Origin of the sequence: Nostoc linckia z4, assembly GCF_002608075.1 — a bacterium.
In the GTDB taxonomy this organism is placed as follows: Bacteria; Cyanobacteriota; Cyanobacteriia; order Cyanobacteriales; family Nostocaceae; genus Nostoc; species Nostoc linckia.
Map to the genome: position 1 here is coordinate 1 of NZ_LAHA01000013.1, position 24,422 is coordinate 24,422.

A 24,422-nucleotide genomic window follows, 5' to 3' on the forward strand; every position below is an offset into this window, starting at 1 on the left:
GGGGGAGACAAGGGAGACAAGGAGAGAAGTCTGAGCGGAGGTTTCCGACCATCAGAACTTCGGAGAGAAAGATTGCTACCTTGTCTCCCTTGTCTACCTTGTCCTCTTCCCATGCCCAATGCCCAATGCCCAATGCCCAATGCCCAATGCCCAATGCCCAATGCCCAATGCCCAATGCCCAATGACTAATGTTTGAACATAGCCGCCGTAATCTTGCTCACTGGTTTGCCCTGTCGATGGGTGGAATTTTGTTTGCCTTTGCTGGGGTGGGTTACTGTCTGAGTGTGGAAGAACAGTTGCGGGTTTTTGATGACGAAGTATTTTCACAAAGCAAGGCTTTTGCTGCTAAAACTGAATACTCGTTTTATCAAAGTCAATGGCAAAATCAGCGCAGGCAACAAAGTTCTCTGGAAAACGGTGCATCGTTAAATGGTGGGCTGGTGTACGCTCGATGGTACAACTCTAAGAAACAACTGGTGCAGTTTATTGGTTCGTCTGGCGATCAACAATTAATGACTGAACCAGGATTTCACACGCTGCAAACAGCACTCAACTCAGATTATCCTACTCAAACCACTTGGGTTCGCCAAGTTACGCTTCCTGTTTTGTCAGATAAAGAGTTAATTGGCTATTTCCAAACGGCAGTTCCCATGAACTCTTTACGCAATAGCTTGAACCAAGCCCGCTTGTTTTTAACTTTGGGGGTTCCTGTGACTTTTGGTGTGATTGGAATTACGGGTTGGTTTTTGGGCGGGTTGGCGATGCGCCCAAGTTTGCGGGCTTATAAGCAATTGCAACGATTTACGGCTGATGCTTCTCATGAATTACGCGCACCGGTGGCTACGGTATTGAGTAATGCCCAGGTTGCTTTGATGCCACCGGAAGATTTATCGGAACAAAGATTGCGGTTGCAAAATATTGCCGAAACTGCTAAATCTATGAGTACGCTGATTAATAATCTGCTTTTTCTGTCGCGTCACAATGGTTCGCTGACGGACACGATATTAAAACCCGTTGATTTGTGTGAAATTTTAAAATCCTTGAGTGAAGATTTTGCAGTTCAGGCTCCTGCTCAAAATCTGAATTTTAATGCACGATTTCCAGAACAACCCGTAATGTTAGAAGCTGATGCCAATTTGCTCAAACAAGCGGTGATTAATCTGTTGACTAATGCTTTCAAATATACACCAGCAGGGGGTAAGGTAGAATTACTACTTTTTACCCAATCCCACTGGGCAGTAATTCAGGTGAAAGACGATGGTATTGGGATTCCGGCTGCTGATTTACCACATATTTTCGATCGCTTTTATCGTGTAGATACTGTTCGATCTCGGCAAACTGGCGGCTTTGGATTGGGACTAGCCATCGCTCAACAAATTGTGCAAGGATACAATGGCCAAATCACTGTTAAAAGTACAGTTGGTCAAGGTTCAATTTTTCAAATTAATCTTCCCCTCAAAGTTTGAGTTGAAAAAATATTAGCAGGGTCGGCACTGGGCGATATCAGTACATCAGTTTGTTCTGTTGTGTGCGATCGCTATACTGATTAACTTAAGAGTACGAAACTAAAGCCATTAGTTATGCTATCAGTCAGCAATGCACAAGCAATAATCTTAAATTTGGTGCAGCCGTTGGATAATCAACGGGATACAGAAGTTGTAGATTTATTAGCGGCTGCTAGTCGAATTTTGGCAGCACCAGTCAGCAGCCCTCTAGATTTCCCCCATTGGGATAACTCGGCTATGGATGGGTATGCAGTCCGATACGAAGATGTGCAAGACTCCAGCGCCCAACAACCAACAGTTTTGGACATTATTGAAGAAATTCCGGCCGGGTATCAGCCTCAATCTATCATTGGCAGAGGGCAAGCGGCGCGGATTTTCACAGGTGCCGTTATGCCAGCTGGTGCTGACACTGTTGTGATGCAAGAAAAGACGCGTCAGGAAGAAAACCACGTTTTTATCCTTGCTGCGCCACAAGCCCAAGAATTTGTCAGACATAAAGCATCTTTTTACCAAGCTGGAACACAACTACTACCAGCCGGTATTCAGTTAAATGCCCCAGAAATCGCCGTTTTAGCAGCAGCCCAGTGTCCGCAATTAAATGTTTACCGCCGTCCCCGCGTGGCCATCTTTTCTACTGGCGATGAGTTGGTAACAGTTAATCAATCGTTGCAACCAGGGCAAATTGTGGATTCTAATCAATATGCGCTGGCTGCTTTAGTCAGAGAATGTGGGGCGGAACCATTACTATTGGGCATTGTCAAAGATGAACCAGTGGCCCTTGAGAAAGTTATTACCGATGCCGCTGCGATCGCTGATATAGTTCTATCTTCCGGTGGTGTTTCAGTGGGAGATTATGATTACATTGACAAAATTCTCCAATCACTAGAAGCCAAAATCCACTTTCAGGCTGTAAATATCAGGCCAGGTAAACCCCTCACCGTCGCCACCCTCCCCACTCCCCACTCTCCCCTCTACTTTGGCTTACCAGGAAATCCTGCATCAGTATTAGTAACTTTTTGGCGGTTTGTGCTACCAGCCATCAAAAAACTTTCAGGAATTCAGCAAGGTTGGGAACCAATATTTTTAAAAGTGCCATCGTATGATGAATTGCGATCTGATGGTCAGCGTGAAACTTATCTTTGGGGAAAATTACATCTAAATGATGGAATTTATCAATTTCATAAAGCTAGTGGTAGTCATAGTTCTGGGAATTTAATTAATCTCGCTCAAACCAATGCTTTAGCAGTTATTCCTGTGGGTAAAAAATTAATTTCTCCACAACAAGAGGTACAAGTTTTACAGTTAACTATTCCTTAAAATCAAGGATTTTTCAATAAAAAAATATTCAATTAACTCTTGTGGGTTTGGCGTCTCGCTCGCCATATAAACTGGGCGGGCAAGATGCCCACCCCACAATTACAGACCACTGTTTTGCAGCTTTATCTGGCAAAAACAGAGGTTTTATTCACAAAAATTAGAATTCAAAATCCTCAAAGCCAGCAAAATTTTGTCACAGTAGAAGTAAAGCTTTTTATTTCACTTGGGTGCTAATTAAATGACTCAAATATTTGAACTTCCAACCAATAAAGACCATTATACGCCTGTTGCTAAACTTGCCGATGTTCGGGCAGCAGGTAGTTTGTTAGTCCACAAAGAAAAACATACCATTGTTTTGTTTTATTCAGACAATAGAGTCTATGCCATAGATAACCGTTGTCCACACATGGGCTTTCCGCTAAACGGTAGTACTTGCAAAGATGGTATTGTTACCTGTCCTTGGCATTATGCCCGCTTCGATGTTGCTAGTGGTGGAACCTTCGATTCTTGGGCAGATGATGTGCCTTCTTTTCCTGTAGAAATTCGGGATGGTGAAGTTTGGGTAAATTTAGCACCTCCAGTTAACCTTGATGCTCACCAACGCCAACGTCTCCAAGATGGCTTAGAGCAGAATATTTCTTTAGTGATTGCTAAATCAACCATCGCCCTTTTAGATTTAGCAGTAAATCCCGCCGAAGCATTTCAAATCGGGCTAGAATTTGGCACTCGTTACAACAAAGCAGGTTGGAGTACGGGTTTAACCATCCACACCTGCATGATGAATTTACTACCTTATTTAGATAAAGAAGATCGACCCCGTGCCTTATTTCAAGGACTTTCCGCCGTAGCCAATGACAGTGCAGGTGCGCCGCCTTTGTTTCCCGTTCACCCATTACCCAACTCTACAGTTGATTTTGTGACTTTAAAAAGCTGGTTTCGCCAGTTTATTAAAGTACGGGATGGTGAAGCTGCTCAAAGATGTTTGGTATCTGCAATTCGCTCAGGAGCCAATGCCAACCAAGTTGCTGATATGTTGTTCTGTGCTGCTACAGACCATCGCTATCTTGACATTGGGCATACCGTTGATTTTATTAACAAAGCGCTAGAAGCCCTTGATGCTGTGAATTGGCAAAAAGCAGAATCGATTCTCGCTAGCTTAGTTTCGGGTTTAGCGGATGCATCTAGGATGGAAGAATCTAATTCCTGGCGCTATCCTGTAGATTTGGTAGCCATTTTAGAGTCGGCTTTCGAGCAATTACCCTCGGTTTTAACTGCGGGGAAATCTCTACAGGGAACTTGGTCTAACTGGGATGAATTAGTACCAATTTTATTAGGTGAAGACCCCCAAGCGATCGCCGATTCGTTGCTAAATGCACTCCAAACTGGTTGTACTGAAGAACAGTTAGCAAGGGTAGTTACCTATACAGCAGCGCTGCGTGTAGCTCGTTTCAATACCAATAATGACTTTGGAGATTGGGATTCTGCCCATCATCCATTTACTTTTGCTAACGCCGTGCATCAAGGCTTACGAAGAGTTACAACAGTGGAATTACTTAGAGGTGTGTTTGATGCAGCCATGAGTGTGTACTTAAATCGTTTTTTGAATGTACCGCCAGCACGGCTACCAGAACCTAAAGATGTTGTAGAAAATCCTGAAGAACTACTCCAGCAGCTACCAGATTTATTAAATCGTCAACAGCAAGTAAACCAGACAGGTAAATTAGTCGCTAGTTATTTATATAGTGGTGGTGCTGCTGAAAGACTCATGGCCATGTTGGGGAAAATGATGTTGCGAGAAAATCGTAATTTTCATGTAATTCAAGAAATTGAAGCCGCCTTTCGCCAGTATTCTCTATTGGGTGATAGTCAGGCTGGTATTCACGTGTTAGTGGCAGCTTCTCGGTATTTAGCAGCCCATTCTCCCACAATGCGATCGCAAGGGCAAACTTATCAAATTGCTTATCGATTACATCGGGGCGAGCGATTATTTGAGGAAAGTTGAGGGAGTTTGAGATTTTAAATTTTGGATTTTGGATTTTGGATTAAAAATTTGGTATCAGTCAACAGTCAACAATCATCACTTTTAATCTCCCCTTTCCAAATATTAAAACACCTGTTCAAAAGCCTCAATTAACCGATTAACTTCCTCAAGGGTGTTGTAATGCACCATACTCACCCTCACAATTCCACCTTTGGATGCTAAACCTAAATATTCAATTAACCGTTTAGCATAAAAGTCTCCGTAGCGAATTCCAATATAATGTTTGTCAATTTTTGGCGGAATTGTTGAACTATGGATGCCATCGACGACGAAAGATATAGTCGGAACGCGGGAATTGCGGTCGGCTTTTGGTTGACCGATGATTCGGACATTAGGCTTACTGTTGAGGTAATTTAGGAGGCGATCGCTAATCTCTTCTTCATGTATGCTAATTAAATCAAATGCCTGCACCATTTGATTTCTCAAATCCGTTGCAGTTTGATTATCGTAGTGAATTTGTGCTAGTTCGCTGAGATAATCACATAAACCCAACATGCCATAACTTAATTCAAAATTGACATTTCCTAGTTGAAATTTATAAGGTATATCTGTTTGGGAAATAAAATAATGGTTCAGCCCAGGTAATCTTAATAAATGTTCTTTTTTACCATAAAGTAAAGCATGATGTGACCCGTAAACTTTATAAAAACTTAGAGTATAAAAATCAACATCTAAATCTTGGACATCAATCAATCTGTGTGGTGCATAAGCAACACCATCGACGCAAATCATAGCATGGCGATCGCGTACAAATGCAGCAATTTCTTTAATAGGGTTGATAGTTCCTAAAACATTAGAAGCATGAGTTAAGGCTACTAATTTTGTGCGCTGATTCATCAATGGTTCTAAATCTGCTAAATCAAGTTCCAAGGTATCTGGACGAATTTGCCAGACTTTAATCTTTATTCCTTGTTTTTCCAAAGCAACCCACGCACCAATATTCGCCTCATGGTCGCAATTAGTAACAATAATTTCATCACCTGGTGTGAAGGTTTGACCTAAACAAATTGACAAAACTCTTAACATCATCGTAGTAGATGGCCCCATTACCACTTCTTGGGGGGAGTTGGCATTAATCAAAGTAGCTATTCCCCTAGTGGCTAAAGCTAATCGTTCTCCTGCAAGTTGTGAAACTCCATAAGAAGCTCCCAACTGAACATCAGAAGTTAAGAGAAATTCGCTAATTCTATCTACTACTTTTTTCAGAGTTTGTGAGCCGCCAGCATTATCAAAAAAAGTCCATTCACCAGCCAGGGCAGGAAAATATTGACGAACTTTATCAACATTCAGGAGCATGGTAGAAATTCTCTAGAGAACGTTCTTTACACTAGCTTATATTTTGGCAAGTCGCCCAGAGAACGTGTCCATCGTTTTTTGTTTACAGTTTGTCATACCAGCTTTCTGACCTTGCAAAAACCTCTATCTGAAGGGGTATACTTAGAAGACAAAAGATGATCTTACTCACATATCTTGTTTCCAACAAGCATTAATGTCTTGATTCTTCACAATTTTTCTGAATTTTTTTGATAATTTTAAGGTAGAGTCAAAGCAAGTCTTGTTTAGATTCTGAGAGTAGATTTTAAGGAAAATCAAGTACACAAGCTAAATTGCAAAACTAGCTATTAAGCTTGTTTGCCTCTTTGAAGTTTCCTTCGCCCTTGGTGTTGGCAAAGCCAAATGCTCGCAAACACGGGTTAACTGTGCCATCGCCCCAAGTCAGTGGTCTAATTTCTCAGCCATTTTTGTATTTTGAATTGTGAATTTTACTGTAATTCCTTGATTAAAAACAAAGGAACAATCTATGAAAACTACGGTTAAATATGACATCAAGCTGATCAAGGAAGAAGCACTTGAACTTGTTAAAAAGAAACTTGTTAACCGTCAGCAGCAAATTTATACTCTGTGTAAATATATTCCTCATCGGGACTGGATTAATTTTGAACTTGAGCTAGAAAAAAATGAGTTTCTACTCAGAGATAGAATTATTGACTTACTAGAACATGAATCTTGGGATGAAGACGGAAGTTGCATCTAAAAGCTGATATTATTAGCAACACCGTAATAAAAAGCAAATTACAAATTAACTTTTCAAAACGAAAAATCTTTAAATTGATTCGGGATTTAACCTTTTTCAAAAAACAAGGCAGTCCCGATGAACTTTGTACATCACCAAGGATGAAAATGTTCTTTCCCCCCACTCGCCACTCAATACGGTTCGGATAAGCAGTATGAAGTTCCCTTGTGGTCTGGGAAAAGGTTAAGGGGTAAGGGGTAAAGGATGTATTTGAAACCTTTCCCCTTTCCCCTTTAACCGAACCGTATTGAAAGTTTCCGAGCGTCGCCTCAAGATTGCTGAATTCTGAATTCTGTATTCTGTATTCTTCTTCAAGGTTTTGTGTCAGGTAATACTTAATAAGTAGACTATAACCTAACATTTTCTATCAATTCATTACTGAAATACATACTAAGAAATTATACCTATCTTAAATCAGATAAGTTGTATTAGGCAGGTAACTCTTGTAATCCAATCCATCCACTAATGGATCGCCGTTGCCTTGCGTAGCCAAATGTATTAGTATGTTCTGCTTTTTGTAGTTTATTAGGTAATTTTTCCATGACTGTCTCTGCAAACGAACTCACTTGATTCTGCTCATAAACAGGCATTTCTTGCCAACAGCGGCGACAGAACCAGTAAGTTTCTCTACCACGTAGATGTTCTAAAAGTAATCCGGAACAGCAAGGACAGTAATTCATATTTTGTCAAATCCTGTTAATAAAAGTGTTATTGCAAATCCAGGCAGCCAGTTGATAAAGCCGTAATTACTTAAACTAATTTGTCTATATTTTGACTATAGTCTCAGAATGTGAGGAAGTTGTGAGGAAATTTAAAATACTTATTATTTTTATAATATTTATACATATTTATTGAGTAATCACCCCAGGATATTGAACTATTTTCTTCTAAAATCCTGAAATTTTTCTATGGATTGTTGACTGTTGACGGTTCACAGTTAACAGGAGCCACTGTGGTCTCAATACTGCTCGCGCTTTGTGCATTTTCAACTCGGAATTTGGTTTTGGGAAAAGGTGAGCCAGCGCGGTCTTGGGGGTTTCCCCCATGAGCGACTGGCGAACCCCGAAGGGGTTAAAGGGTAAAGGTTTTTTCTTTCTCCTTCGCCTTTTCCCCAAAACCCGACAAGTATTGACTGTGGTCTTGGGGTTCCCCGACTTGTTCGGAGACAGGCGCGTGTATCTGTCACATTCTTTTCTCAAATTAGGATAGATTATTTAAATTTCCCGTTTTTATCGATGTTCTGATAGTCTTAGCGAAATACCGTACCCCTTGGTGCAGCATAAGGAAAAATATTTATTTCATAACAAAAAAATCAACTTTTCAATGAACTTGACTTTCATTTACATACTTCGGTTTTTTTTGCGCCATTCTACTAAGTTGGTGCTGAATTTGTGTAGTCTAATTCTCTACCTTATGGAATAGGAAAGTAACGATCGGTACTCCTTGAAAGAATCCGAAGCTTACACGCGCTGGTGACTTCTTTATTTACAATTTTATTTGTCTTCCCATATTTTCCTCCAATTCCTTACTGGAGCGGTATTTCATGCCTCGAATGCTATTATTAATTGCCAAAATTTGATTCTACGTAATACTACAAGCCCGTTAAATAAGGTAATCTCTTTAAATAACAGCTCATCTATATTGAATTTGACAATAGAATGAGTTTGTCTACTCTGAAATTCTATCTTCTCTCTACTTGGCGTTCCTGGCTTAGTTACTATATTGTGCTGTTTTTCCTGTATTCGTTTAGTGAAATTTACAGGGCATACTTATCAAAATCGTTAATTACTTGCTTATTTCAAGACAAAAATTATTGATTTGCAAGATTTTACCGACTTTTATTTATGCTAGCTTCTGCTAGTTCGTCCTATTATCAACAAGATAATTAGAATTGACTGATTAACTATGCAATTCAACGAGCGGCTGATTGATTTACCTACCTTATATCATGTTATTAATCGTACTCCCATAACGATTAATCCTGATAATTATGTAGTCGAAGCTATTGTCTTAATGAATCAGGAAAGATGTCATAAATATGCACAGTCTAGTTATATATCATGGGATTTCAGGCTACAAGAGCGATCGCTAACTGATTGTGTCTTGGTTATGGAAGCAGGAAAATTATTAGGTATTTTTACACAACAAGATGTAGTCAGACTCATAGCTTCTGCAATTGATTTATCGAAGACAACAATGGCCGAGGTGATGAGGCAGCCAGTTGTTACCCTGAGAGAATCAGATGCTCAAGATATTTTCATGGTCTTATCGCTGTTCCGCCACCGTCAAATTCACCATTTGCCAGTTTTAGATGATGATGGACAATTGGTAGGAATCATCGGTGAGGCTGACTTGCTACAAGCGTTTGATTTAGTCAAAATGGCTGGGGTTGTTGAAGGATTGCAACAATGTTTCCAAAAACCCACAGATGAGTTTACCCAAGCTAATGAGCAAGTTGAAATAGACCAAATGCGCTACCAAACTCAAAATTACTTGAAACTATGGGTTGAAGCACAATCTCGTGAAATTATCCAAGTTAATCAACAACTTCAGCAAGCCCTAGAAGAATTTCGGACGACACAAGAGGAACTGCGGCAACAAAATGAAGAACTGCTGACTGCTCGCGAGATCATAGAATTAGAGCGGCGGCGTTACCAAGATTTGTTTGAGTTTGCTCCAGATGGTTACTTGGTAACTAATACAGCAGGTGTTATCCAAGAGGTTAATCAGACGGCAGCAACGTTGCTGGCTATGCCCCAAGAATATTTGTTAAACAAACCTTTAGTATTGTTTGTTGCTCAGGAAGACCGCCAGATCTTTAGCACCCGATTGAAAAATTGCCAGCAGGTGCAGGAGTGGGAAATAAACCTCAAACCACAGAAAAAGAAACCTTTCCTGGCTAGGATTAAAGTGACTGCGATTTACGACTCACAAAACGAGCAAATTGGCTGGCGGTGGTTACTTTGCAATATTACCGAACGGCAACAAGCAAAAGAAGCACTGCGCCAAGCTCACAATCAGTTAGAAGCACGAGTGGCGGAACGAACAGCAGAACTTGTGTTGTCTAACGCACTGTTGCAAAAAGAAATTGGGCAACGCCAACGGATGGAAGAGGCATTAAGGCAAAGTGAAAACCTCTATCGCCAACTGGTAGAAAGCCAAACGGACATTATTATTCGCATTGATTTGCAAGGGCAGGTAACCTTTGCCAATGCGGCTGCTTGTCAAACCTTTGGTTGGAGGGCAGATGAGTTTCGTACTCAGTCGATTGTTGACTTTCTTCATCCAGATGACTTACCGCAAGCCAAGGAAAATATCACAAGTTTAATATCTTCCTCTTGTGTATTGACAACTGGTGAGCGACGTGCATTTACTGTTAACGGTATTCGCTGGTTTCAATGGAAGAGTATTGGGATTAGAAACGAAGAAGGAGAAATTGTTGAAATTCAAGGGGTAGGGAGAGACATTACCGAACAGCAAGCAGCAATGCGCGATCGCCAAATTGCCGAAGAAGCACTGCGCCAAAGTGAAGAGAAATTCCGCTATTTCGCCGAAAATACCGAAGCAGTGATTTGGATTGCTAGCGCTAATTCATTGAAACCTTTGTACATTAGTCCTGCTTATGAAAAAATTTGGGGTCGTTCTTGTGAGATTTTGTTTGAGCAACCAGAGTTTTGGATAGATACGGTTTATCCAGACGATCGCCAATGCGCCAGCCAATTCATAGAACAACTGCTGAAAAATCAGTCGGCTTCAGCAGAATATCGAATTTTCCAACTTGATGGCTCCTTACGCTGGATTTGGAATCGGGGCTTTTCTGTGTGCGATGACGAAGGAAAAATTAACTACTACAGCGGTATCGCCGAAGATATCACAGAGCGCAAACTCGCGGAAGAATCACTGCGCGAAAGTGAAGCGCGATTGAATTTAGCTCTAGAAACTGCCCACATGGGCATCTGGGACAGGAACCTCAAAGCCAACACCGTTATTTGGTCTGCCAATATGGGACTACTTTATGGTTTGCCCTCCGGTAGCCCATGTCCCAGCTTTGAAGAGTATCTAAATTTAATCCATCCAGAAGACCGAGAATCTGTGGTTACATGTATAACTCGCGTTCTTGAAGAAGGAAGAGGAACCATAGAGTATCGAGTCGTCTGGCCTGATGGCAGTATACACTGGTTAAACTGTACGAGCCAGGTATACTACAACGAAATCGGCGAGCCGATACGAACCATCGGTACAAACAGAGATATCACCGATCGCAAACTCAACGAACAAAAAATCTCCGAACAAGCGGCTCTACTTGATATTGCCACCGATGCCATATTAGTCAGAGATTTCCAATTCCAAATATTATTTTGGAATAAAGGTGCAGAGCGGATCTACGGTTGGCTCTCAAAAGAGGTGCTGGAAAAAGACTCTAGAGAGATTTTGTTTGCACCAGAAACTCAAACGCAATTAGAAGTGCCCCTAAAAAGTGTAATTGAAAAAGGTTGTTGGCAAGGTGAGTTAAATAAAATTACCAAATCTGGTAAGAAAATTGTCGTTGAAAGCCGTTGGACATTAATGCAGGATGGAAACGGTAAACCCAAATCTATCCTCTGTGTTGACACAGATATTACAGAAAAAAAACAACTCCAAGAACAGTTTTTTCGTACCCAGCGATTGGAAAGCGTTGGTACTCTTGCAGGCGGCATTGCCCACGACTTGAATAATATATTGACGCCAATTTTAGCTGCATCTCAATTGTTACAAAACAAATTGTTTCAAGAGGAAGAGCGTTGTCAACAACTAATGACACTTGTAGAAAGCAACGCTAGACGCGGGGCGACATTAGTCAAGCAAGTCTTATCCTTTACGCGAGGATTTCAAGGAGAGCGCAGAATTATCCAAGTTGAGTATTTGATTTCAGAAATTATCCAAATCACTCAGCAAACATTTCCTAAATCCATTGAATTTTCCACAAGCATTGCAGAAGATATTTGGGCTGTGACTGGAGACACCACACAACTACATCAAGTATTGATGAATCTCATAGTAAATGCTCGTGATGCTCTCCCAGATGGCGGCATTATTGCTATTTCTGCAACCAATCAGTTTCTTGATGAAACTTATACAAAAATGAATCTTGATGCCAAAGTTGGTAATTATATTGTGATTACTATTACCGATAATGGAATAGGCATACCGCCAGAAATATTAGATAAAATTTTTGAGCCATTTTTTACTACAAAAGGCGTTAATACAGGGACTGGGCTAGGACTTTCAACTGCACTTGGGATTGTTAAAAGCCACGGTGGTTTTATTAAAGTATCCAGCCGAGTTGGTAAAGGTAGCAAATTTCGAGTTTTTTTACCAGCGGTGCAAGCAACGGAAGTACTGAATGTAGAAAATTTAGAAGCACATACAGGACAGGGAGAATTAATTTTAGTTGTAGATGACGAACCTCAAATTCGTGAAATTGCTCAAATCATCCTCGAAAATCACAATTACAAAATGCTCGCTGCCAGTACAGGCATTGAAGCCATTGCCCTTTATGCCCAGTACAAGCATCAAATTAAAGCTGTATTAATGGATATCATGATGCCAGAAATGGATGGTATCATCGCTATTCGCACCTTACAAAAAATGAACAAAGAAGTTAAAATTATTGCCTGTAGCGGTTTGAATTCAATGGAAATGTTGACTGAAGCTGCTGATACCAAGGTGCAAGCAGTTTTATCAAAACCGTACACAGCAAAAGAATTGTTGAAAATATTAGACCAAATATTTAGAAATTGAGAATTTAGGTTAAGATTTGTTGACTGATGACTGGGAAGAGGATGGGGAGGCAATAGGGTTCGGTTAAAGGGGAAAGGGGAAAGGGGAAAGGGGAAAGGGAAAAGGGGAAAGGGGAAAGGGGAAAAGGGGAAAGGGGAAAGGGGAAAAGGGGAAAGGTTTCAAATACATCCTTTATCCCTTACCCCTTAATCTACTGCTTATGCGAACCGTATTACCTCATCTCTCTACTTCACTCACAACTTCCTCAAATTGTTGTTTTAATGTGGGTGTGTGGGTAAGATATTGCCAAAGTTGGGATACTCCCGATGAATATTGTTAGGAAGATTAATGATGAGTTAGCGATCGCTGGACAAATTACGTTAGTTCAGCTAAAACAAATAGCTGATGAAGGTTATAAGTCTGTAGTGAATTTGCGTTTACCTGATGAAACAGGTTTGTTAGCTAATGAAAAGGAAAAAATTGAGCTGTTGGGATTGTACTATCTAAACCTACCTTTCAAAGCTCAAGATATTAATGATGTAGTCATGCTGGAAATATTTCAGAGAATTGCTGAATTACCAAAACCGACGTTGATTCATTGTGATAATTCAATTCGCTCAGCCACTATAGTATTGCTATATATTGCCTTAAAACAAGGCATAGCTTTTGATAAAGCGCTGCAAAAAGTTATTAATTTAGGTTTAATTTAGCTTAATTTTATACAGTGATAGCCTGAAAAATTGGAAATATCGGAATTTTGTCCTGATTCAGCAAGCTCTACTTAATCATTGCCTAAAGTAATTCCAAATTAGGAATTTATCCTAGTGTTTAGACACAGAGGAATTGGCAATATAGTTATTTTCTTCGATTAAACGACTGTAATTTTCTTTGATTAAACGGCTGTAAGTTCTTTGGGGAATAAAATGAAGTGGATTGTAACCAATGAAACGCAAAATCAGCACACAGGCCCAGGAATATCGACCATCGGTAATTGCTGCAATTACCTGCTCTAATTGTTCTGGACTCATGGCTTTTTGAAAGTTTTTTTGAGAGGAAGAAATTTGGTAGTTCATGGTTAACCCTGGTGTAACTTACTAAAACAGTGTTATTCGATAGTGATTACTCAGCAATTTGGTCTGGTTCAAGGGTCTTGATTCGTCAATAAAAAATTTGGCTTTTGATTTTAGATAGCGTCTAGTGTCTTTGGTAAGTAAGCTCGTTGAATCAAGAATATACCAGACTTCAACCCGCAGAGTTTCAAACCAGTCCTCAATTACTAAGGAAAACTCTATCTCTGTATAACATTCCTATTTGATTTGTTAACTTACTTTTGGGAGAAGATGATAAACAATAAATGTTGTTTACAACTCATTTAGGATTGTTACAGTTATGCCTGATTGAGAAGTTATACACATCTAGAATAATATGTATTTGCGTCTGCTTTAGCCAATTTGGCAGTTTTTTTAATCAAAAAAATTTGTATTTTTTGATTCTAGAAGTTTGTATCTATCTTCATTCTTTCATACCACAGCTAGAAGCAGCAGTAGTCCTATTTATCTACCATTATAGTAATAATGTGTCTTCCAGAACTATCAAGAGAACAAATTGCAGGTAGAGGAGAAAAAATCAAGTTCTGAATTAGTTAAATCTCTGGAATTTGGTCATGTATGAATTATTTCAAGCTGTATTGAACAGTGAAGAAAAAACTGTTCTACGTCAGTTGATAGATATTTTGAGTGCTTCTGGTAAGCGCTACTTCCTGAGGAATGAGATTTTGCAAATTTTTGCTGACTACTGTCAGCAATGGCAAAAACCAGCTTACTTTTATCACTCTTCTTCTGTGGGGAAAATCATACACTACACCCATGAAATAATTTTAGACAATGAATGTAGTTGGTTTGTTGTTCGTCCCCGGATTGCTAGCCAAGAAGTTTGGCAATTGACAGCTGACTTTAATAGCTTTGAGCAGAGGACACCCCAAGCGTTATTAGATGTGAGCGATCGCTTGGTGAACCGCTACCAAGATCGCATCCTAGAAATCGACCTCCATCCTTTTTACCAAGATTCTCCCAGAATCGATGACCCCAGAAATATCGGTCAAGGCTTAGGTTTTCTCAACCGTTATCTTTCCAGTCAATTATTGACTGACCCCCAACATTGGCTAGAACTTTTGTATTTAGCTTTAGACAAAATTAGTTACGAAGGAATTGAACTGCTAATTGGCGATCGCATTACCTCAGGTATACAGCTAGCTAAACAAATTAAGCTAGCCATCAAATTCCTGAGTCAGCAACCCCCAGATGAACCCTATGAAAAATTTCACTCCCAGCTGCAACAACTCGGCTTTGAACCGGGTTGGGGTAATACTGTAAGACGAGTCCGAGAAACTTTAGAACTTTTTGATCGACTAATTTACTCGCCAGAACCCGCAATTCTAGAAACATTTGTCGCCCGTGTCCCCGCCGTATTTCGCATAGTTTTGATTTCCATACACGGCTGGGTTGGACAAGAAGATGTCTTGGGAAGAGATGAGACATTTGGTCAAGTGATTTATGTCTTGGAACAAGCCCGCAGTTTAGACAAGAAACTTCATGAAGAAATCAAACTCGCTGGTTTGGATTTTTTAGGAATTAAACCCCATGTAATTATTCTCACTAGATTAATTCCTAACTGTGAAGGAACATGTTGTAACCTGCGCTTAGAAAAAGTTGAAGATACCCAAAACACTTGGATATTGCGAGTTCCTTTTGCGGAATTCAATCCAGAAATTACCAACAATTGGATTTCCAAATTTGAAATTTGGCCATATTTAGAAACATTTGCCGCCGACGCTCAAAAAGAATTACTAACTCAATTCCAAGGTAAACCCAATCTGATAATTGGTAACTACAGCGATGGTAACTTAGTAGCTTTTCTTTTATCCCATAGCCTGAAAGTTACCCAGTGTAACATTGCTCATTCCCTAGAAAAACCGAAATATCTATTTAGTAATTTATATTGGCAAGATTTAGAAGAAAAATATCACTTTTCGGCACAATTTACCGCCGATTTAATTAGCATGAATGCAGCTGACTTCATCATCACATCGTCCTATCAAGAAATTGTCGGCACCCCCGACACCATAGGTCAGTATGAGTCATATAAGTGGTTTACTATGCCACAACTGTATCACGTAGTTGATGGCATTGATTTATTTAGTCCTAAATTTAACTTTGTACCGCCGGGAGTCAATGAAAATATTTTCTTCCCCTACAGTCAAAAATTACACCGAGAACCGCAACTTTCCACACAAATCCACGAACTACTTTTTAGTAGCGAACATCCCCAAATATTTGGTTATTTAGATAATCTTCAGAAGCGACCCATTTTTGCCCTCGCTACTTTCACTTCCATTAAAAATCTCACTGGTTTAGTTGAATGCTTCGGTAAAAGTCAGGCGTTGCAAGAACGTTGCAACCTGATTCTCTTAGCTAGTAAACTACATTCAGATGAAGCGACAAATCCAGAAGAAGCAGGAGAAATTAAAAAACTCCACGAAATTATTAATCAATATCAACTGCACGGCAAGATTCGTTGGTTAGCAATGCGTCTTCCCAGCCGCGACCTCGGCGAAGCCTATAGAGTAATCGCAGATTGCCAGGGCATTTATGTACAATTTGCCCGTTTTGAATCCTTCGGCAGGTGTATTTTAGAAGCCATGATTTCTGGCTTACCAACTTTTGCAACTGAATTTGGCGGCTCTTTAGAAATTATTGAAAATCAAGAAGATGGATTTAATATTAATCCTACAGATTTAGAAGGAACAGCAAATAAAATTTTAGACTTCCTGGAAAAATGCGAACTTCATCCCCAACACTGGCAAGAAGTTTCAGAATGGATGACTCAGCGAATTCATCATAGATATACATGGCATTCACATACTAATCAATTATTACTGCTGACGAAAATATTTAGTTTTTGGAACTTTATTGCTCCAGAAAATAACGAAGCCAGAGATCGTTACATGGAAACTTTATTTCACCTGATCTATAAACCAAGAGCCGAAAAGATTTTAGAAAAACATCTTAGTAGGCATAGGGCATAGGGGAGGCAGTGCGGTCTTGGGGTCTCCCCAAGTGGAGCAACTGCCTTCATGGGGCATGGGGCATGGAAGAGGATAAGGGAGATTTAAAACTGAAAGTTTTGAGCTTCAGAGGCTCAAAGTTAAAGTTCAAAGGTTCAAGGTTCCAGTTCAAAACCTCAAGGTTCAAACTTATTTCTCGATGCCCCATGCCCGATGCCCCATGCCCGATGCCCAGTCCCCAGTCACCACTCACCAGTCAACATGGAAACAAAAGGTCGTTCTCGCCATTTTATCTACACAGACTGGATATTAACCGAAACCCAGTTTGACCCCGATCAATTACACTCCAAAGAAACTGTCTTTACTATCGGTAATGGATATCTGGGAACAAGGGGTAGTTTTGAGGAAGGTTACCCCAGTGCATTGCCGACTACTTTTATCCACGGTGTTTATGATGATGTGCCGGTGGTGTACACTGAGCTAGTTAATTGCCCTGACTGGTTACCCTTGGTAGTGATGGTCAATGGGGAACGCTTTCGTCTCGACCAAGGTGAAATATTGCAGTATGAGCGAAGCCTAAATCTGCGTCAAGGACTTTTAGGCCGTTCTGTGCGTTGGCGTTCTCCCAGTGGAAAAACCATAGACTTTTACTTTGAACGCTTTGTCAGTTTTGCAGACCAGCACGTGTTAGCACAACGATGTCAGCTCACACCAGTGGATTTTGATGGGGTAATTGAAGTTCAGGGAAGCATAAATGGGTATACGGAAAATCAGGGTTTTAATCACTGGGTAGGACTAGACCAAGGAAAGACTGACGAAGGAATTTGGTTGCAACGCCGCACTCGCAACTCCCAAATTGAATTGGGTATCGCAGCTAAAATGACGATATCAGGGGCACAAGCATCGTTGCAAGTCAGTACTGCACCTGGTTATCCCACCCTCAGCATGACTTTTTTAGCGAAAGCACAACAAATTGTAACGGTGGAAAAATTCGTGACAATTTTTACGTCGCGGGAAGTTGAAACACCAGTTGCAGCAGCTAAAGAAAAACTCGCGTACCTACCAGACTATGCAAAATTACTAAAAGCCAGCGAACAGGCATGGCAGGAGGTTTGGCAACAATGCGATATTGTAATTGAGGGAGATGGCACGGCGGCTTTTGCTGTTCGCTACAATTTGTTTGAGCTGCTGATTGCTGGCCCACAGCATGATGATAAAGTCAGTATTCCGGCGAAAACTCTTTCAGGATTTGGCTATCGCGGTCATATTTTTTGGGATACAGAAATTTTTATGCTGCCGTTTTTTCTGTTTACCCAACCGACCATCGCCAGAAATTTACTGAGTTACCGTTGGCACACTTTACCAGGAGCTAGACGCAAAGCATCTCACTACGGCTATAAAGGAGCGATGTTTTCTTGGGAGAGTGCTGCTACCGGAGATGAAGTCACACCCCGTTGGTCGCTTCCCACTGATTTTTATGGCGAAGATGTGCGAATTTGGTGTCGCGATCGCGAAATTCATATTAACGCAGATATACCCTATGCTGTTTGGAATTACTGGCAAGCCACTGGTGACGATGAATGGATGGAAAAATATGGTGCAGAGATTATTTTAGATGCCGCCATTTTTTGGAGTAGCCGGGTAGAATTCAATTCTGAATCGCAAAAGTATGAAATTCGGGGAGTAATTGGAACGGATGAATACCATGAATTTGTCCACAACAATACTTTTACAAACCGGATGGTGCAATGGCATCTGGAAAAAGCGATGGCAGTTTATGATTGGCTGGCTCACAAATACCCACAACGAACCAGGGAATTAGAAGACAAACTGCAACTTTCTTCAGAGCGACAAAATCACTGGCAAGACATTATTGCCAAAATCTTATTGTTTTACGATTCATCAACAGAATTAATCGAGCAGTTCGAGGGATTTTTTCAATTAGAAGATATTAATTTAGCAGATTATCAAGACCGCGATCGCTCCATGCAAGCAATCTTGGGTATTGAGAAAACTAACAAATATCAAGTACTCAAACAGCCAGATGTATTAATGCTGCTTTATTTAATGCGAGGATACCTGGATTTTCCCTACAGTCAAAAAGCATTGCAAACAAATTGGGATTACTACGCACCCCGCACAGACATCACCTATGGTTCCTCCCTCGGCCCCGCAGTTCACGCCATCTTAGCCTCAGATTTGAATATATCCACCGAAGCTTACAAATTGTTTATGCAAGCAGCAATGGTAGATCTTGAAGATAACCGAGGAAACACCGCCGATGGAATTCATGGCGCTACTGCTGGCGGCGTTTGGCAAGCCGTGATTTTTGGCTTTGGTGGTATCCAATTTAAGGAAAATCGTCCCGTAGCCAACCCCCATTTGCCCGCTAACTGGACGCGCTTGAAGTTTAAATTGCACTGGCAAGGGTTATGGTACGACTTTGATTTATGTGGGGAAGTGGGCATAGGGCATGGGGTATGGGGAGATGAGGAGACAAGGGGACAAGGGGACAAGGAGACAAGGGGAATAACTAATGTCCAATCCGCAATACCCAATGCCCAATCCCCAATGCCCAATCCCCAATCCGCAACGCCCAATCCCAACATCCAAGGAGTCATTTTTGATTTAGATGGAGTGCTGACAGATACAGCAGAACTTCATTATCAAGCTTGGCAGAAGCTAGCGGATGAAGAAGGTATACCCTTTAATCGGGTGGCGAATGAAGCGCTACGGGGTGTATCCCGTCGTGCTTCCCTAATGCTGATTATTGGGAATAGACGGTATTCAGAAGAACAAATCCAGGAAATGATGGAGCGCAAGAATCGCTACTATGTGGAATTGCTGAAAAATATGACCTGTGATGATTTGTTACCAGGAGCCATCGCCCTTTTGGATGAACTGCGGCAAGCTGGAATTAAAATAGCCATTGGTTCAGCGAGCAAAAATGCCCGTACAGTGATCGAGCGATTGGGTATTGCTGATAAAGTAGATGCGATCGCTGACGGTTATAGCGTTAAGCAACCCAAGCCAGCACCCGATTTATTCCTCTATGCAGCTAAGCTGCTAGGAACCGAACCAGCACAATCTGTAGTTGTAGAAGATGCAGCAGCTGGTATTGAAGCGGCTCTAGCTGCTGGAATGTGGGCGGTAGGTATTGGCCCAGTTGAACGAGTTGGAGCTGCTCATGTTGTTCTCCCCAGCCTAGCAGGAGTTAAATGGGCAGATATACGAAGTCAATTACATAACTCCAAAAAATAGCCCACAGAGTGATACCAATTCAAAATTCAAGAACAAGGCTTGGGGGAACTCCAAAAAATAAATTATTTCAGTTAATGCGTTGACTGTTGACGGTTCACACTTAACAATCAATGGACAAGAGTGGGTAGTGATACCATTTCACGAAATACCTAATACAGATAGATGGGTAGGGGTGTACGGCTGTACGCCCTTGAATCTCACGTCTTTACAAGGGTTTTACGTTAAGTTGACACCAATGTCCCCCTAAATGATAAGTTTTCAACCAGACTTGATATTAGCTCTGCTATGCGGTTAAAAGTAATCAATTAACAGCTTTATAACTGATAATTACAACTGATAATTCAAAACTAATATTTATATAAATTTCAAAAGCTAAAATCGTCCAAAGAAGGAATCTGAAAGGAAACCCAACTTGAGATATCGAATAGGAGCAAAAAACGTGAATTTGGACGATTTAGCCCTACAGATACAAAATATACGTAAACGCGTCGGCATTTTGCAAAGTAAAAGTGAACAGCAAAAAGTAGAACAAAACATTGAACTCGTTACCGCAGTATTTGAAGAAGTCTATTTAGCTTTGGAAGGGCTGCAAATAGCTAATGAAAATCTACAGCAACAAAATAAAGAATTATCTAATGCTCAACAAGCTTTGGTAGTAGAACATCAACGCTATCAAGAACTTTTTGAGGAAGTGCCAGATGCTTATTTGGTAACTGATACACAAGGGATAATTCAGGAAGCTAATTCTGCTGCTAGTAATTTGTTTAATATTTCCAAAAGTTTATTAGTGGGTAAATTATTGGAAAATTTTACCTTTGAGAAAGAGTTGATTGCTTTTCATCTGAAACTAATTCATCTGGGCGTAGGCGTAGCCCGTCGTAGACATCGCCAAATTCCAGAATGGAAAACCCAAGAATGGGAAGTATACCTGCGACCCCATGAGAAAACACCGATTATTGTTGCAGTGAAGGTAGCTGCTGTGCGTAATCAACAAGGTGAGTTAGTCGGTCTACGCTGGCTATTGCGGGACATTAGCGAAAGCAAACGAATCCAAGCAAAGCTAGAATGGGCAGAAGAGGCTATGCGACAAGCACTTGCCAAAGAAAGGCAACTGAGTGAGCTTAAATCGCGTCTGCTGACTACTACTTCCCATGAATTTCGCACACCTCTAGCTGCTATCCATTCTTCTGCGGAATTACTAGAATATTATCGCCATCGATGGACTGAGGAGCGACAAAATACTCACCTGCGTCGCATTCAAAAATCTGTAATGCATATGACTCAACTATTAGATGATGTATTAGTGCTGAATCAAGATGAAATGAGTAAATTAGGGTTTAATCCCAGACCATTGAATTTAGCAGAATTTTGCCAATATTTATTCAAACAATTAAAACAATATGATGGTTCTCAACATGCCATCACTTTTAGCTATGAATCCCAAAGTACTCAAGCTAACTTCGATGCTCAACTGCTGCGACAAATATTAAATAATTTATTTTCCAACTCTTTAAAGTACTCTCCTATTGGTAGTCAAATTAATTTTTTTGTTACTACCACCAACGATGGGGCTATATTTGAAATTCAAGATTTTGGTATTGGTATTCCTAGTGCTGATATCAAACATATTTTTGAACCTTTCCATCGCGCCACTAATACCGGCAACATTCCAGGGCTAGGATTAGGGTTATCTATTGTCAAAAAAGCTGTAGATTTGCACGGCGGTGAGATTACTGTCAAAAGTGCAATTAATGTAGGAACTACTTTTAGAGTTATTGTGCCATTTGCAAGTAATGTTCACAATACTTATGCAGAGGTACGCGAAAATCTAACCACAGAGGATGTGCAAGAATAAAGGACTTCTAAGTATTTGTTGATTGTTGATTGTTGACACTTTTTCTTTATTCGGGAAAAAAGAAACGGATAGAACAAGAAAATCCAGGTAACAATGGCGATGTAATTTTTTCGTCATCTAATAAAGTTGCAACTAAAATTAATTGTGCTTTTTTTCGGCGATAAACTTCAATTTTTTGAGTAAAGCGATCGACAATCCAATACTCACGTACACCGGAAACTGAATACAGTTTTAATTTGGCTTTTTTGTCTTGAAGTTCATTTTGTTTACCAGGCGATAAAACTTCTATTACTAACTCTGGTGCGCCTGTGAAATGTCCGGCTTCGTCTTCAATTTGTGCTAGTCTTGCTCGACTTACCCAAACTACATCCGGGATGACGCTATCTACTGGAGAAAATAGCATTCCTGGAGCTAAAATTGTTTCGCCTAAACTACTAAATTCAGACCAAATATCCAGGGATCGAGCAATTTTCAAACAAACTTGTTGATGGCGGCGGTGACGAGTGGGAGTTACAAAAAGTTCTCCATTCATTATTTCATAGCGTGTCGATTCATTTGCAGCTAGAAACTCTAAATTATTGGTATCTTTTTTTGAACTTTGTTGACTATTGGAAGACTGGTGGTAAGAACGTAAAACAGTTTGGATATTTTTTTTACATACTTCTCGACCAAATAACTCAGATAGCGATCGCCACAACTGGCAACCAATTTGTTTAATATAGTCGTGTTCATAACTTATCTGCACCGCGATTTCCGCATAGGTACGTCCTAGCCAGCTTTCTAGAAATACCGCACATTGAACATCATTGAGCCTTTGCCCAAACGTAGAGCATAAAAGGCTATCCACTAAATTTAGTGCCTCTTCTGCCGTCATTAGTCAGCTTGGTTTATTTATAGGTTAGACTTATGAGATTTCTGTTTTATAACAGATGATTACGTTAATCGTTACAAATTTTTACAGTAAGTACTCACTTTTTCTCACTGACATACCATTGCGTTTAGCTGAATAATTAATACACTGTAGGGAGATATATAACCAGGAGATTAATCCTATGAAATTTGGTATTGATATGGGACACAATTGTCCTCCAGATACAGGAGCAACAGGCATTAAACAAGAAGATACTTTAACTAAAGCAGTTGGTACATATTTAATTCAAAAACTCAAAGCAGCAGGTCATACTGCTATTGATTGCACTCCTACTAGTGCTAGCAGTGTTACGGATTCTTTGAGACAAAGAGCTAATAAGGCAAATGCCAACAATGTTAATATTTTTGTTTCGATTCACTTCAATAAATTCAACACTCAAGCTAATGGCACAGAAATTTATGCCATTAGCAATGCATCACAAGGTATTGCTCAATCAGTTCTCAAAGAAATTGTGAAACTTGGTTTTTATAACAGAGGAGTGAAAAATACAGGTTTCTTTGTTTTGAAAAATACACAAATGCCAGCTATTTTAATTGAATGCTGTTTTTGTGATTCCCAAAAAGATATGGGTATCTTTGATGCCGAAAAAATGGCTGAAGCAATTAAAGATGGATTAATTGGTGAATCAGACGAAGTTCATGTTAAACATGATAAAAAATACCTTTTAGAAATTACAACCAAAACTGTTCTTAAACCTTCCACAGAACAGAGTTCAGATTTGCCAAAAGAATCTCTAGTTGATATCGAGCCAGGAGATTACCCAGTTTTAGACGTTCGTTTTGAAGAAAATCATTATTGGGTGAAGTGGCCTGATAAAAGTAAAGGAAATCGAGACGAACATTTTGTTTTTGCTGGATATAGCAAAGTTATAGAGAAATCTTAGGTATTTTCAAGTAAAAGAAGATTTCCATAGAAGAATGTTGACGGTTCGCAGTAGTAGTTTATCGCATTAGTTACGAGGGGTAAGCGTCCTTCTCTAACGAGACGCTACGCGAATGTGGTAGCCTGCGGCAAGCCGCTACACGTCTACGTTCTCTTAACTCAGCAAAATTAATGCGATAGACTACTACGCTATAACCCTACATATACTCATTTAAGTAGAACGATTTGAAAAAACCAAACTATGTAAATGAATGTAAAAAGCTTGGCATTTAGTTCGTAGTAAGGACTTTAGTCCTCTAATAAGGACTAAAGTCCTTACTACAAACCTTTCATTATTTACACCGTTCTACTTACATGAAAAACACTGTATCAAAATGCGTCTTCATCCGACTTTGAAGAGGAAAAACTATGTCATTATTAAATGATTTGGTGGATAATTACCTGCAAAAAGACTTGAAGGAAGTTCTGACTACAGTTGGCAATTTGATTTCGTGTTTAAACTTGGTGGGATTTTTTGGTCGAGTTCTGAATATGATGTAGATGCTACACGAGCCATGCTTCAATCTATTCGCAAGCACAAATTAGTCAAGCCAAAAGCAGTTTTTTTAAAGTTCCCAAGCTAATTACAGGGGACTTTGTACATATTTGAGCGGTCACGATCGCCATATTCATTTTTAAATTAATCCACCACTGAAAAGCTAATTCTGGGTGAGAAAATTTGAGATTTGAGATT

Annotated in this window: 14 protein-coding genes and 1 pseudogene; 11 read left to right on the plus strand and 4 right to left on the minus strand. The window is 40.1% G+C overall.

What is annotated here, in order from left to right:
• From VF06_RS40690 to VF06_RS13140, 4 genes and pseudogenes are all read left to right on the plus strand, one after another.
• Positions 1-185 (plus strand): annotated as a pseudogene (locus VF06_RS40690) (hypothetical protein); the annotation flags it as partial.
• A gap of 3 nt (positions 186-188) precedes the next feature.
• Positions 189-1,466, plus strand: a complete 1,278-nt coding sequence (locus tag VF06_RS13130) for a sensor histidine kinase (RefSeq protein WP_099072624.1) — start codon at positions 189-191, stop codon at positions 1,464-1,466.
• Between the two features lie 114 nt (positions 1,467-1,580).
• On the plus strand, positions 1,581-2,822 hold the full coding sequence (locus VF06_RS13135; RefSeq protein WP_099072625.1) for a molybdopterin molybdotransferase MoeA: 1,242 nt from the start codon (positions 1,581-1,583) through the stop codon (positions 2,820-2,822).
• A 238-nt stretch (positions 2,823-3,060) separates the two neighbouring features.
• Positions 3,061-4,824: a Rieske (2Fe-2S) protein gene (locus VF06_RS13140; RefSeq protein ID WP_099072626.1), complete on the plus strand. Its 1,764-nt coding sequence runs from the start codon at positions 3,061-3,063 to the stop codon at positions 4,822-4,824.
• A gap of 102 nt (positions 4,825-4,926) precedes the next feature.
• Here VF06_RS13140 and VF06_RS13145 read toward each other — a convergent pair whose 3' ends face one another.
• Entirely contained in the window at positions 4,927-6,159 is a 1,233-nt protein-coding gene (locus VF06_RS13145; protein ID WP_099072627.1) for a cysteine desulfurase-like protein, read from the minus strand.
• A 505-nt stretch (positions 6,160-6,664) separates the two neighbouring features.
• On the opposite strand from VF06_RS13145, the gene VF06_RS13150 reads away from it, so the two are divergent.
• The gene (locus VF06_RS13150) at positions 6,665-6,898 is read left to right on the plus strand and encodes a DUF4327 family protein (RefSeq protein ID WP_099072628.1); all 234 of its coding nucleotides are present in this window, start codon (positions 6,665-6,667) and stop codon (positions 6,896-6,898) included.
• A 467-nt stretch (positions 6,899-7,365) separates the two neighbouring features.
• Here VF06_RS13150 and VF06_RS13155 read toward each other — a convergent pair whose 3' ends face one another.
• Positions 7,366-7,617 (minus strand): hypothetical protein, encoded by a 252-nt coding sequence (locus tag VF06_RS13155; RefSeq protein WP_099072629.1) that lies wholly within the window; start codon positions 7,615-7,617, stop codon positions 7,366-7,368.
• 1,225 nt (positions 7,618-8,842) lie between these two features.
• On the opposite strand from VF06_RS13155, the gene VF06_RS13160 reads away from it, so the two are divergent.
• Positions 8,843-12,718, plus strand: coding sequence for a PAS domain S-box protein (locus tag VF06_RS13160; protein ID WP_099073089.1), 3,876 nt, complete (start codon positions 8,843-8,845; stop codon positions 12,716-12,718).
• A 305-nt stretch (positions 12,719-13,023) separates the two neighbouring features.
• The gene (locus VF06_RS13170) at positions 13,024-13,407 is read left to right on the plus strand and encodes a protein tyrosine phosphatase family protein (protein WP_099066345.1); all 384 of its coding nucleotides are present in this window, start codon (positions 13,024-13,026) and stop codon (positions 13,405-13,407) included.
• Between the two features lie 111 nt (positions 13,408-13,518).
• On the opposite strand, the gene VF06_RS13175 is transcribed toward VF06_RS13170, so the two are convergent.
• Positions 13,519-13,770, minus strand: coding sequence for a HetP family heterocyst commitment protein (locus tag VF06_RS13175; protein ID WP_099066344.1), 252 nt, complete (start codon positions 13,768-13,770; stop codon positions 13,519-13,521).
• A 590-nt stretch (positions 13,771-14,360) separates the two neighbouring features.
• Between VF06_RS13175 and VF06_RS13180 the strand changes: the two genes are divergently transcribed.
• From VF06_RS13180 to VF06_RS13190, 3 genes are all read left to right on the plus strand, one after another.
• Positions 14,361-16,781 (plus strand): sucrose synthase, encoded by a 2,421-nt coding sequence (locus tag VF06_RS13180; protein ID WP_099066343.1) that lies wholly within the window; start codon positions 14,361-14,363, stop codon positions 16,779-16,781.
• Between the two features lie 240 nt (positions 16,782-17,021).
• On the plus strand, positions 17,022-20,021 hold the full coding sequence (gene pgmB / locus VF06_RS13185; RefSeq protein ID WP_099066342.1) for a beta-phosphoglucomutase: 3,000 nt from the start codon (positions 17,022-17,024) through the stop codon (positions 20,019-20,021).
• Positions 20,022-20,460: 439 nt separating this feature from the next.
• Positions 20,461-21,876 (plus strand): PAS domain-containing sensor histidine kinase, encoded by a 1,416-nt coding sequence (locus VF06_RS13190; RefSeq protein ID WP_099066341.1) that lies wholly within the window; start codon positions 20,461-20,463, stop codon positions 21,874-21,876.
• A gap of 46 nt (positions 21,877-21,922) precedes the next feature.
• Here VF06_RS13190 and VF06_RS43375 read toward each other — a convergent pair whose 3' ends face one another.
• Positions 21,923-22,750 carry a Uma2 family endonuclease gene (locus VF06_RS43375; protein ID WP_099066340.1) on the minus strand — a complete coding sequence of 276 codons (828 nt, stop codon included), beginning with the start codon at positions 22,748-22,750 and terminating at the stop codon, positions 21,923-21,925.
• Positions 22,751-22,928: 178 nt separating this feature from the next.
• On the opposite strand from VF06_RS43375, the gene VF06_RS13200 reads away from it, so the two are divergent.
• Positions 22,929-23,690, plus strand: coding sequence for an N-acetylmuramoyl-L-alanine amidase (locus VF06_RS13200; protein WP_099066339.1), 762 nt, complete (start codon positions 22,929-22,931; stop codon positions 23,688-23,690).
• Positions 23,691-24,422: the final 732 nt, after the last annotated feature.